This is a genomic window from Shewanella sp. SW24, assembly GCF_025653395.1.
Taxonomy (GTDB): Bacteria; Pseudomonadota; Gammaproteobacteria; order Enterobacterales; family Shewanellaceae; genus Shewanella; species Shewanella oncorhynchi.
Genome location: NZ_JAKKSH010000033.1, coordinates 1 through 12,229, shown reverse-complemented (window position 1 = coordinate 12,229; position 12,229 = coordinate 1). Strand labels below are relative to the sequence as shown.

Below are 12,229 nucleotides of genomic sequence, written 5' to 3'. Positions count from 1 at the left end.
GGTTGATTTTTAAGTGCCATTTTTGAAGGAGCAAAGATGATAACCCAAACTGAACGGTTAATTATTCGACCATTTACTGAGCAAGATTGTGAAGCGCTTTATTTGATGAACAGTAATCCCGCGATGCTGAAGTACATTCCCACCGCGGCATTTACAGCTCGCGAGCAGGCGGTTGAGTTGTTTCACAAGGTGATCCAAGTCGATTATCAGCAACATGGTTTTGGTCGTTGGGCGGTAGAGCATAAAGCCGATAAGCGGGTGATTGGTTTTTGTGGTCCGAAATTTATTCCAGAATTCAGCGAAGTCGAACTGGGTTATCGTTATTTCCCTGAGTATTGGGGAACAGGAATTGGTACTGAGGCCGCATTTGCTGCATTAGCCGAATTTAAACGTTTTGGCATTGACCAGACGATTGCACTTATCTTAGCAGGGAATCTCGGTTCTGAAGGTGTGGCTAAGCGTGTGGGCATGCATTGGCGTGAGCAAAATGAGTTTATGGGCCATAAAGTGAATATCTACGCCAAGGTGTTATAGCGGTTTACCAGTTAACATCATCCAATAAAAAACCAGCCTTAGGCTGGTTTTTTGCTTAATGCTTTATAAACACAATGGCCGACTTAGGCGTCGTTATGCTCACAGGTATCGTTGGTGCAAGTGCCGTACAAATATAAGCTGTGATTAGTCAGCTTAATATTGTGTTTCATGGCAATTTCATCTTGACGACGTTCGATGACTTCATCTGAAAACTCAATCACTTTGCCACACGATAGGCAAACTAAGTGATCATGATGATGCTGAGTCGATAGTTCGAAAACGGCTTTACCGCTCTCAAAATGATGGCGACTGACAATACCTGCATCATCAAATTGGTTTAACACACGGTAGACGGTGGCTAGACCAATTTCTTCACCGATATCGAGCAGCTTCTTGTACAAATCTTCTGCACTGATATGTTGGTTTTCAGGTCCTTGCATCAGTTCTAGGATCTTGACTCGTGGCAGGGTAATTTTCAAACCCGCTTTTTTTAGCGCTTGATTTCCATCTGTCATTGCTAATCTCTTGATTGCAGAACCAATAGGTTCATCCGTGGATAGTGTTTGCCATTATAGGTGCTCAGGTTGAAAACTTAAACCTTTGTTCTGGCTTTCTAGGGCGATATGCAGATAAATTGTGTCAATAGGCGTTAAATCACAATATTTTGCGGCAATTCAAGCATAGTTTTTGTATGGTTATACCAAGGAATAATATTCACGGCTGCCAAAGTCAGTGAGAATAATTCAAATAAATAAAATAATAAGGAATCGGCATGTACCAGCAAATTGTGGTGTTAACCGGCGCAGGGATCTCTGCTGAGTCGGGTTTACGCACCTTTCGCGATCAAGATGGTCTATGGGAAGAACATCATATTGAAGACGTTGCTACACCAGAAGGGTATGAACGTGATGCTGAATTGGTAGAGCGATTCTACAATAGTCGTTGGTTGCAACTGCACAGTGGCACGGTTGAGCCCAATGCAGCGCATGTGGCCTTGGCAAAGTTGGAAGCGGAGTTTAAAGGTCAATTACTTATCATCACACAAAATATTGATGACCTGCATGAGCGTGCGGGTTCGCGCCGTCTATTGCATATGCACGGTGAATTATCCAAAGGCCGTTGTCCGCGCTCACGTCAGACCTTTATTTTACGTGACCCCTTTGGTGCCGATAATTGCTGTACTTGCTGTATTCCGGCTCAGCGATTACGCCCCCATGTGGTGTGGTTTGGTGAAATGCCCTTAGGGATGGATCGAATTCACGATGCGCTGGATAACTGCGACTTGTTTATTGCCATTGGCACCTCTGGCACTGTGTATCCTGCCGCGGGCTTTGTGGATACAGCTAACCATCATGGGGCTCAAACAGTCGAAGTGAATATGATGGCACCCGATAGACACAGTCAGTTTCAATATCACCTCACAGGAAAAGCGGGGGAGTTAGTGCCTCAGTTGGTTGATACCATTTTAGCGGGTCGAGTGATTGGCAGTGAGTCGAACACATGAGCGAAAAAGTTGCGATTATAATGCGTGGCTTACCGGGCAGTGGTAAGTCACACTGGGTTGAAACTTACATTCTTTCCCTTCCTTTAGAAAAAGCCATTGGCGTGCGGCAACGTGGCGTATTTTCGACCGATAGTTTTTTCTACCATGAAGATGAATACCGTTTCGATGCCAAGAAATTACCTGAGTTTCATCAATGTAATTTGACGGGGTTTATTCAGGCACTTTCTTCAAGCGAGCCTGTGGTGATTTGTGATAATACCAATCTGTGCCACTGGGAATACATGGCCTATGAAGCGGCGGCAAAAGCCTTAGGTTATCAAGTTAGAATTGTGCTTGTGGGTGAACCAAGCAGTCTGGCTCATCAGCAGGAATGCGCGAAACGTAATCGCCATGGCGTTCCTTTGGCACAAATTCAGCGGATGGCGAAGGGATTTGAAGATTTTTAATGTCAGGTACTTACTTAATTGTTGAGTATTGTGATCTGTAGCAATCAATTTTAAGCATGGGTCCCGCAGTGTTTTCGCCCTGTCATAAGTCTGTTGTACTCTGTTTCAACGTTCTGCTTTGTCTATGTGCATGTGTGTGGCTCATACATTCGCCTTATCTATTTGACTGTGCACTTTAAGCTTGATCCCAAAGACAGTTTATCCATATAAGTCTGCGTATAATGCGCTAACTTGTGTGGCATTGAAGGGCCAATGCAAGATTGCTGCTGGCTTGATCGAGACCATTGAGCACAAGCGGACGTTTATCAGAGGAAAGAGCCATGCTCATTAAAATTTTACTAACAGTCTTAGTCATTGCTGGCGCTTGGTTTTTACTGGTGAAACGCAAGCGTCAGATTGAACCTCTGGCAGTTAATCTCAGTTCAAAGCGTTTTAGTGAACCGCTGTGGCGCCGATACCTGTTGACGGGTGTGTTTGTGGTGATTGGATTTAGCCTACTGAGTTACAGTGTTTGGTATTGGCGCGATCAGCATAGAATTGTCACTGTGAGAATTGTGTCACCGAATGCCGACAATAACGGCGAGTATCGTGTGCGAAAAGGGGATATCTCAGACTCGAAAATGGTCACTCTCGATGGCATCCATATTCGCTTTTCGACCCAAGAACGGTTGGCTATTATCGAAACCGATTAAGGCATATTTATTTTACTAAATTACCTTGCACGCCTTTTCATTGCCAACTTATGCGGTAAACTAGCGACAATTTTTTAGCCTGCACTTAAGTGGAATCGTTAACTTAAGTTTTTTTTCAGGAGGACAAATGATTACTGCTTATGTCTATGATAATCGTCACCTTACTGTGACAGAGCTCGGCATACTGGACAGTATTCCCGCATCAACCATTTGGTTAGATCTGTATAAACCCGATGATGAGGAGCGAGAGTGGTTAAGTCATTTTTCTGTTGAAGAAGTGCCTGACGAAGAAGATATCAATGAAATTGAGGCCTCAGCACGTTTTTATCAAAACAGTGACGGCTTGCATATTAATTCGTTATTCCCACAGCGTGTCGGCCAAGATGTGCGCGGCGTTAACGTTTCCTTCAACCTTCGTAGCAATTTTTTACTGACAATTCGTGAAGAAGACGTAGGTCTTATCCGTTTGCTGCGTAACTATTTGCGTTTAGGGCGGTTAGAAGTATCGACACCGCAGGAATTGTTTCTCGAGTTATTTAATCTGAAAGTGGATTATCTATCTGACTTAATTGAAGACGTTTACACTGTACTTGAAAATGTCGGTGAGCAAGTATTTGATAACGACGAACTTGACGATGTATTTAAACTCATCACTCTGCAAGAAGACTCTAATGGTAAAATCCGATTAAGCTTGCTCGATACTCAGCGCTCACTGCGTTATATGCAGCGTTATTATCGTGGCCAGTTATCCGATGAACATTTAAAGGACTTGCGGGAAATGTTGTCGGATATCGAGTCGCTGATGCCCCACAGTCAGTTTATTTTCGATAAGTTAAACTTTCTGCTCGATGCGGCCATGGGGTTCAGTGGTCTGCAGCAGAACAAAATCATTAAAATCTTCTCGGTTGCCGCAGTGGTGTTTCTACCACCGACCTTAATTGCCAGTAGTTATGGGATGAACTTTACCAGCATGCCTGAGCTTGAGTGGCAATACGGTTACCCTATGGCGATTGTGATGATGTTAGCCAGTGCCGCAGGTACTTACTTCTTCTTTAAACGTAAGCATTGGTTATAAGTCTGGCGCTAGCTGTGTTGATTTCTCGAATTAAAAATAAGGGTCGAATGCAATATTCGACCCTTATTTTTATCACTTTTATTTAATCATGTTCATTCAATGACTTTTATTCAATGAGTGAGACTCGATGACTTTGCTTAAATGAGTGAAGCTCGTTAGACATAATCGTTAAGCCAGTTTCTTAATCAACTACTTACGACTATCGCCGCCAAAGTAGTAACTCACTCGCTCGCGCGGATTTAGATACTCGTGGACTTTTTCAGGAAGCGCCGCAGGTGGTAAGCAGCGCACTATGCTGATCCCTTCAATCTCTAAATCAACGATAGGTGCTTGGTCTTTAGGAACTAACGCATCGTAAACCAATATCTTAGGGCATAGCAGTTTAGTTAAGTTAACCGACATCACCATGGCATATTGACCGCTGGATAATTCCACCACACTGCCTGGGGGATAAATGCCCAGCATCTTGATCATCTTGCCAATATACTCTTGATTTAGCTTAGTTTTGTATTGCTTATACAAATGCCCCAGTGCGGCGTAGGGCATTCTGGCTTTGCCCTGTTGGCTTGGGTAACACAAGGAGTCATATTCGTTCACTACCGCAATCAGTTGCGATACCTTGTCGAGAGCCTCTTCCTTTAGGCCTTTGGGATAACCACTGCCATCGAGAAACTCGTGGTGATTGGTGATTGCAGGTAAGGCTGCTTGGGGAAAATTATCGGCTAATTTGAGCAGTTCAATCCCAAGTAATGGATGCTGTTTGATAAAATTAAGCTCTGGTGCTGACCAAGGTGCCGATTTTTTTAGAATTTGTGGTGGGATTTTTAATTTACCCACGTCGTGGAACAGGGCACTGAGACCGACCGTTTCGATTTCACTTCTATCCCATTCCATTTCTTTGGCGATCAGCATAGAGAGGATCGCAACATTCAAGGAGTGGTAGTAAATGCTTTCATCCTGCTTAGCATCACTCATCAAATGCAGCACTAAGTTATCTGAGTTGAGCAACTGTTCGACTATGGTGTGGACCAAATCTTTGGCGTCATCGACCGCATTTAAGGGGCGATTACGTAGCTTAGAGATGAGGCTGCGCATCATGGCTACTGAGCGGGTAAAATTTTGCTCAGTTTTATTAATGTCACGGCGTAATTTTTTTTGTACTTCGATTTGCTCAGCTTTGTATTGATCCATGTCGTTTTTAAGCACATTGATTTCAGCACTTGGCGGCAATTTGATAGGGTTGACCGCATCAGCATGTATCGGGGCGACGTCGCTGCGTTCTAAATCGACGATGACATGTTCGATGCCCAGATTTTTAATCAACTCGATTTGCGCAGCTTGTTTAATATGAAAGCTACTGAATAAAAAGGGATGATCTTTCCAAGCCACGGGCAAACGCACAAAGTTGCCGACTTGAAGTTGATGGACTGAAACTTTACAGCTTTTTTTCATATTCTTGTTATCGTGAAGCGTAATGTGGGTTATTTTATCTCAATGATGCTGCTTTACAATTACTTAACTAACATGTCAGCATAGTAAGCCTAGAAAGTAGCCACTCCATTGAGGAAGTATGGACTTTATTGAAGTATACCCTAATGCGTTGCCGAATGATTTGTGTGACCGTCTCATTCTGGCATTTGAGCAACATGCTGGCGTTGTTGATGGACAAACGGGCAATGGCGTCGATTTGGAGAAGAAGATCAGCCGCGATTTGACCTTAGATAGTTTCGTCGACCTGCAGCCTATCAGAAACGAACTCTTAGGTTATACCTTAAAGGGCGCAGTAGATTATTTCACAAAGTATTCAATGGCATTAATGGGTGCGGTTGCTGTGTCAGTGAGTGATGAGCAGGGCCAACCTGTAACGCTAACTCCGACTAATTTTGCGACGCTGGGTGCGCCTAGGGCCGATGGCTTAGTGAAGTATTTGTATCGCAGTGGCAGTATTAATATTCAAAAGTATCAGCAAAATAAAGGCGGTTATCCCCATTGGCATTCGGAGCAATTCCCGCAGAATGGCCACAATGAAGCTCTGCATCGCGTCGTGCTCTATATGTTTTATTTAAATGATGTGGAAGAGGGCGGCGAAACCGAATTCTATTATCAACAGCGTAAAATCTCCCCTAAAAAAGGCACTATGGTGATAGCGCCTGCGGGATTTACTCATTCACATCGGGGAAATAAACCTGTGAGTGGTGACAAATATATTGCCACTTCTTGGATCATGTTTAATCGAGCCGAACAGCTATATGCGGTGATTGCCTGATAGTATCCCAGTTTCTTACACTGGGATACGGATCCTAAAGAGCGCCCCTTCTAAGCGACTTTCTTCAATTTTTAAGCAGCCACCGTAGCTGTGAACGATTTCATCACAGACAGCTAATCCTATCCCTTGCCCTGGAGACTGAGTATCGGCACGCACGCCACGTTGGATAATCTTCTGTCTTAAGCTTTCTTCAACACCTGGGCCATCATCTTCAACAATAAGTTCAAACTCACCTTGTGAGTTAATTTTAGCCGATACATGCACTTGGCTGATACACAGGCGGAAAGCATTTTCCATAAGGTTGCCACACAGCTCCATTAAGTCACCCTTGTTGCCGGGGAACATCAAAGAGGGGGATATGTTGGCCGAGAACTGAACTTGTTTTTCTCGATAAATTTTAAACAACATTTGTGCTAATTGATCGACTAAGGGCGCAATAACAGTTTGTTCTTGCTTCAGGCCTTGGCGGCCTAACATGGCCCGTTTTAATTGGTATTTGACCAGCTGATCCATCTGGCTGACTTGTTCCATGATCTTTTCGCTCGCCGATTGTTTACTCAAACTGGCGTCATCTGTAATGGCATGCACGGCGGCTAAGCGGGTTTTAAGACTGTGTGCCAAGTCATTCATAGCATTTTGATAGCGCTGTTGTTGGGCACTCGATTGTTGCAACATCTGGTTGAGTGCTTGCGTTACGCCTTCAAGTTCAACAGGATAGCCCTCAGAAAGTGATTTACTCTTACCTTGGTTAATTGATTGCAGTTCATTTTGCATCCGTACCAAGGGACGCATGCCCCAATAGGCGGCGCTGACCAATAGAATTAAGGCTAAGGCCAATACCATGGCTAAACGAATATAAGTACGTTTACTGAACTTACTGTATTCCTGCTCCAGTTTGGCGGCATCTTTCATGACGAGGAGGTTGTAATGCACACTGGCAATTTCTACCGCGAGCAAATAGACGAAATATCCTCTGTCGTCAGCCATGGTGAGATAGTAGGGCGGGGAGTCGTTACGGATTTCGTTAAAACGCTCACAGGTATCAAATAAGCCACGATCTACTGCGAGGGATGAGGTCCAAACCTGCTTAAATTTGTCATCGCAGCTCGCTATCACATAACGCTCTTGTTTATTATTTTCTTCCAGCCAAGCACTGGTATCGGGGATAAGATCGTGCTCCCGTAATTCGGCGGCGACTTGGGGAATTTCGGCAATGAGTTGGGCCGTTTCTTCGTTATAACTATTTTGCGCATGCAGAATATTAACCATCCATGCGAGACCAAAACCCACTAAGGTAATAATTGATAGTGAGGTGAGAAACATCCGTGTCAGCAGACGTTTCTTGAATTTTAATCTTAATTGCATGGCAGGTTAAATTTATATCCTTGGCCGCGGATGGTCACTATGGGGGTATCGATACCATCGCGGGTCAGTTTTTTACGCAGGCGGCTGACCATGACTTCAATCGTATTGGGATCGCCTTCCTTATCACCATAAATCACATCGAGTAAACGTTGCTTGGCGACAACCTCATGACAATGGCGCATCAAATATTCGAGGATTAAATATTCAAAGGCAGTGACCTCCATGACTTCGTCACCCAGAGTGACTTGTTTGGCGGCGAGATCGAGTTTCAATTCTCCACTGCAAATCACGGGTTTAACAAAACCTGCGCTACGTCGCACTAAGGCATCAAGCCTTGCGACAAGCTCTTCTTTTTGAAAGGGTTTCACTAAATAGTCATCGGCTCCGGCGTTTAGGCCTTCAACTTTATCCTGCCAATTAACTCGTGCCGTGAGAATTAATATTGGTGCTTTAAGACCCGCTTCACGGAGCTGTTGAATTAAGCTAATACCATCTTGATCGGGTAGCCCTAAATCGACAATGGCGACATCGATGGGATAATTAGTGGCTTGATAAAAACCTTCTTTGGCAGTCAGTGCCACTTGAACTTGATTGCCGAGATCGCTTAATTGCACTTTTAAGTGGTGGGATAAAATAGGATCGTCTTCAACAACCAAAATTCTCATAATATAATGCCTTAAAGTGTATGAGCTAAGCTTTAGTAAACTAGTCTACGCAAAATCACACTGATAACCAAATAGAGGATCAGCATATCTTAGTTGAACTTAACCTTTGCTGACCGAGTTGAACTTGTGGTCAAAATAAGTACTAATTAATTGTTGAATAAGAAGGTTTTGCCGTTAAAGTGTTAGCGTATCGGGGAATTTCCCCAAGGCGATTTTTGTTTTCTGATCCGCAAAATGCCGTTGCCACACATAATCGCGCCTAAGGTAAATAACATCACCGCCATCATGATAAAAGACAATCTCAACCAAGGCATTTCTTGCGCTAATCGCAGATGTACCGCTTCAATGGTTGTGACGCCCCAGACGGCAAAGACACTTATAAATAATAAAATTTGTAATAAACGAAGTAAGTAAACTGAGTTAAAAAATAAGACCAAAGGCGCAAGTGCAAAAGGAATGGCAAAGTTAATTTGTTCGTAACGTACGAAGTGGGCACTCAATAGCCAGCATGCAATCAGGATCCAAAGACTTCTCCACCACATTTATACCCCTCCCATTAAACGTATTAAAATAGTAAACATAATGTATCTAAAAACAAACTTCCGTACTATTGGTGCGTTCACATTTTGCTAACAATAGACATGTTAACTGTATTGCGTTCAAACAAAAACGCCCAACACTGAAGCTGGGCGTCATTTTGGTCTTTGTGAGGTTTAGTTCGATTTATCTAAATGATGAACTTGCTCATCAAAACTTCTAGCAACTTTACCCGCTTGAGTATTGTTAAACACTTGCTCGTTAAATTCGCCCTCTGATTTAGCAATAATTACAGTTGCTACGCAATCACCAGTGACATTTACAGCAGTACGTACCATGTCGAGTAAGCGATCGACACCGATAATCAGGGCAATCCCTTCCACTGGTAAGCCAACTTGATTTAACACCATGGCCAGCATGATAAGTCCGACACCTGGAACACCCGCTGTACCAATTGATGCTAACGTGGCTGTCACAACAACAACGGCATAATCGGTTAGTGAGAGCTCAATGCCAAAAACCTGCGCAATAAACACAGTGGCAACGCCTTGCATGATTGCTGTGCCATCCATATTAATGGTAGCGCCTAACGGTAGCGTAAAAGCGGCGATTTTATTATCGACACCTAATCTATGTTCAGACGCTTCTATGGTAATGGGTAAAGTGGCATTTGAACTGGCGGTTGAAAAAGCAAACAACTGCACATCGCGTATTTTACGAATAAATATTAAGGGATTGAGGCCTGAGAAAAGTTTTAGAAGTGTAGGGTAAACAACAAACGCATGGATCAGTAATACACCTAAGACCACGAAGAAATATTTAACCACACTACCAAAGGTCTCTAAACCGAGTGTTAATGCAAGTTTTGCCATCAGCGCAAATACACCATAGGGCGCGAGTTGCATTATCAGTGTCACGACACGCATGATGACTTCATTTAAATCTTCAAACAACGCCGCAATACGTTTACCTCTCTCACCAATATGGGCAATAGCAAAGCCAAAAATCACCGCAAAAATAATAATTTGCAGCATATTACCTTCGCTCAATGCCTGCATCGGATTAGTGGGCACTATGTTTATCAGCACATCAGCAAGACTTGGGGCTTCTTTTGCGACGTACTCCATTTTTTCTGACGCCAGTGAGGCGTTTCCAGGATGTATAAGGACTGCGCTGACAATCGCAATCACTAAGGCAATGGCGGTTGTGAATAAATAGAAGGCGAGGGTTTTCCCCCCTAAGCGGCCTAATTTTGAAGGTTCACTCAGTGAGCAAGTTCCGCAAACTAATGAAATAAAGACTAAAGGAACGACTAACATTTTTAAGCTGGAGATGAAGATAGTACCGATAACATGCAAGAAACCTTCGGTAATATAATCTTTTACTATATCGCTTTCTGGAAAGGCATTGCGGAGAAAGAGGCCTAAAGCAATACCTGTTCCCATACCGATCAGAATTTTACTTGTAAGGCCGAGTTTATTTTTTATAGAAATTGCCATAGAGAGTCCTGTGTGTTTTTTATACATTCTATTTTTTGGCGCTCACAAGACTAGCAAGAAAATCGTGAAGATGAAATGACAATTAATGTTAAAGTATTTATCAGATTTGCGAAATAAAATAAGATAGTTATGGGAAAGTTGCGTGAAAATTGTGTAATGTTAGCCTATAAGTAATAAGCGTCTCGCTTAGGTATTATCATCAGAGTAACAGGGAGCCTGACAATGAAGTCAGCGTATAAGGTTTTTCTCGCAGGATTGTGTTCGCTTTTATTATTAGCATGTGGTGGTGGAGGCAGTATCTCTGATGATGGTTCCGGTACTCCGCCGACGCCAAGTGTCGTCACTGTCACTCTGAGTATTACTAATACGGATATTTCTGCTTTAGCACCTGCCACAGTATCAGCTAAAGTTGTTGATTCGAAACTCGGTTCCTTGGCTGGTGAATTAGTTACTTTTACTCTGAGTAATTCTAATATTGGGTCTTTTGATCCTAGTACGGCAACGGCATTAACGAATACCGAAGGTGTTGCTACTATTGTTTTAAATACAGCAACTATTGCGGGTGCAGGTACTGTCACTGGCAAAGTTGATACTGGGGAGTCTGGGAAAATCGGTTTTGTGATGAAAGGTGATGGCGGTGAAGCGGGTGGCGGTGCACAAGTTAATTTAGCCTTAACTGATATTACAGGTTTACCTATTCAAACTATCACATCCTTAAATCCAGGTAAGTTAACTGCTACTATCACCGGCATTAATAAACCCACGATAGTGACCTTTGACAATGATATTGGGGACCTTCCTATCAAAACTGCTGTAACAAATAGTCAGGGAAAGGCTAGTGTTGATATTTATGCTGGTAATACGTTAGGTGCAGGAACTATCGTTGCCTCTTTAGCTAGTGGTGAAAAAGGTAATACAGTAGTGGTGGTTGGTGCTACAAATGTAGTCATGGGTAGTGGAAGTCCTTTTGTTGCTGGTAAAGCAAGTGTTAGTTCAAGTGATTTAACTGCAGGTGGCACCGCGACTATTTCTGTCGTTATCCAGGACGATCAAGGTAAGCCTTTTACCCAACCTGTGGATGTTAAGTTTTCATCGGCCTGTTCAACTAAATCATCACCAGAAGCCATAATAAGTTCACCCGTACCCTCTGTGAATGGCGTAGCTACAACGACTTACCTTGCAAAGGGCTGCGTTGGAGATGATCCTATTAATGTTACTGCTAACGCAGGTGGATTAAATCTTTCAGCTACGGGCACTATTAAAGTACTTCCTGCTAACGTGGGAAGCATTATATTTATGTCTGCGACACCGCAAAATATCGCCATTTTAGGTACAGGTGGCTCAGAATCTTCTGAAGTTAAATTTAAGGTACTTGACACAAATAGTAATCCGGTAAGCCAGAATTCAGATAATAACTGCGACACTCTAATCGAGGTGTAGAAGAAGCCAACTGCTGAAAAGTGGTACGCTTTATCTCGCCAAAGTAAAAGAGTATCACCATGAATTATCAACAGTTGACCGAAGCAAGACGATACCAGATTTCCGTGCTGTTAGAACAGGGCTTTTCGATAGCACACATAGCTAAATGCATTGATTGTCATCGCTCTAGTGTCTATAGGGAAGTTAAACGATGCCAAGGGCAATCA

The 12,229-nt window shown here is 43.1% G+C and carries 13 protein-coding genes and 1 pseudogene; 8 read left to right on the top strand and 6 right to left on the bottom strand.

Annotation, left to right across the window (positions count from 1 at the left end):
• Window positions 1–36: 36 nt before the first annotated feature.
• Window positions 37–534 carry a GNAT family N-acetyltransferase gene (locus L5M17_RS19860; RefSeq protein WP_263148927.1) on the top strand — a complete coding sequence of 166 codons (498 nt, stop codon included), beginning with the start codon at window positions 37–39 and terminating at the stop codon, window positions 532–534.
• An 83-nt stretch (window positions 535–617) separates the two neighbouring features.
• On the opposite strand, the gene fur is transcribed toward L5M17_RS19860, so the two are convergent.
• On the bottom strand, window positions 618–1,049 hold the full coding sequence (gene fur, locus L5M17_RS19855; protein ID WP_028759706.1) for a ferric iron uptake transcriptional regulator: 432 nt from the start codon (window positions 1,047–1,049) through the stop codon (window positions 618–620).
• A 257-nt stretch (window positions 1,050–1,306) separates the two neighbouring features.
• On the opposite strand from fur, the gene cobB reads away from it, so the two are divergent.
• The 4 genes from cobB to corA all read left to right on the top strand — a co-directional run bounded on the left by cobB (window position 1,307) and on the right by corA (window position 4,251).
• A complete protein-coding gene (gene cobB / locus L5M17_RS19850) occupies window positions 1,307–2,038 on the top strand; it encodes a Sir2 family NAD+-dependent deacetylase (protein WP_173496822.1) in 732 nt (243 codons plus the stop codon).
• Window positions 2,035–2,484, top strand: coding sequence for an ATP-binding protein (locus tag L5M17_RS19845; RefSeq protein ID WP_173496823.1), 450 nt, complete (start codon window positions 2,035–2,037; stop codon window positions 2,482–2,484). The genes cobB and L5M17_RS19845 overlap by 4 nt, the downstream gene beginning before the upstream one ends.
• A gap of 320 nt (window positions 2,485–2,804) precedes the next feature.
• Entirely contained in the window at window positions 2,805–3,176 is a 372-nt protein-coding gene (locus L5M17_RS19840) for a hypothetical protein (RefSeq protein WP_173496824.1), read from the top strand.
• Between the two features lie 127 nt (window positions 3,177–3,303).
• Entirely contained in the window at window positions 3,304–4,251 is a 948-nt protein-coding gene (gene corA / locus L5M17_RS19835; protein ID WP_028759710.1) for a magnesium/cobalt transporter CorA, read from the top strand.
• 189 nt (window positions 4,252–4,440) lie between these two features.
• On the opposite strand, the gene L5M17_RS19830 is transcribed toward corA, so the two are convergent.
• Complete coding sequence (locus L5M17_RS19830) at window positions 4,441–5,703, bottom strand: HD-GYP domain-containing protein (RefSeq protein ID WP_168825389.1); 1,263 nt, start codon at window positions 5,701–5,703, stop codon at window positions 4,441–4,443.
• Window positions 5,704–5,821: 118 nt separating this feature from the next.
• Between L5M17_RS19830 and L5M17_RS19825 the strand changes: the two genes are divergently transcribed.
• Window positions 5,822–6,517, top strand: a complete 696-nt coding sequence (locus tag L5M17_RS19825; RefSeq protein ID WP_173244477.1) for a 2OG-Fe(II) oxygenase — start codon at window positions 5,822–5,824, stop codon at window positions 6,515–6,517.
• Between the two features lie 15 nt (window positions 6,518–6,532).
• Here the strand turns inward: L5M17_RS19825 and L5M17_RS19820 are convergent, their stop codons facing one another.
• The 4 genes from L5M17_RS19820 to L5M17_RS19805 form a co-directional block, all read right to left on the bottom strand.
• Window positions 6,533–7,882, bottom strand: a complete 1,350-nt coding sequence (locus L5M17_RS19820; RefSeq protein WP_263148926.1) for a sensor histidine kinase — start codon at window positions 7,880–7,882, stop codon at window positions 6,533–6,535.
• Window positions 7,873–8,547, bottom strand: coding sequence for a response regulator (locus L5M17_RS19815; protein WP_219252121.1), 675 nt, complete (start codon window positions 8,545–8,547; stop codon window positions 7,873–7,875). The genes L5M17_RS19820 and L5M17_RS19815 overlap by 10 nt, the downstream gene beginning before the upstream one ends.
• A gap of 182 nt (window positions 8,548–8,729) precedes the next feature.
• Window positions 8,730–9,089, bottom strand: a complete 360-nt coding sequence (locus L5M17_RS19810; protein WP_028759715.1) for a hypothetical protein — start codon at window positions 9,087–9,089, stop codon at window positions 8,730–8,732.
• Window positions 9,090–9,260: 171 nt separating this feature from the next.
• Window positions 9,261–10,583 carry a dicarboxylate/amino acid:cation symporter gene (locus L5M17_RS19805; protein WP_263148925.1) on the bottom strand — a complete coding sequence of 441 codons (1,323 nt, stop codon included), beginning with the start codon at window positions 10,581–10,583 and terminating at the stop codon, window positions 9,261–9,263.
• A gap of 222 nt (window positions 10,584–10,805) precedes the next feature.
• Between L5M17_RS19805 and L5M17_RS19800 the strand changes: the two are divergent.
• Both L5M17_RS19800 and L5M17_RS19795 read left to right on the top strand, forming a co-directional pair.
• A pseudogene (locus tag L5M17_RS19800) lies at window positions 10,806–12,008 on the top strand (hypothetical protein); the annotation flags it as partial.
• Between the two features lie 74 nt (window positions 12,009–12,082).
• A partial coding sequence (locus L5M17_RS19795; RefSeq protein ID WP_263148938.1) for a helix-turn-helix domain-containing protein occupies window positions 12,083–12,229 on the top strand: 147 nt, incomplete at its 3' end.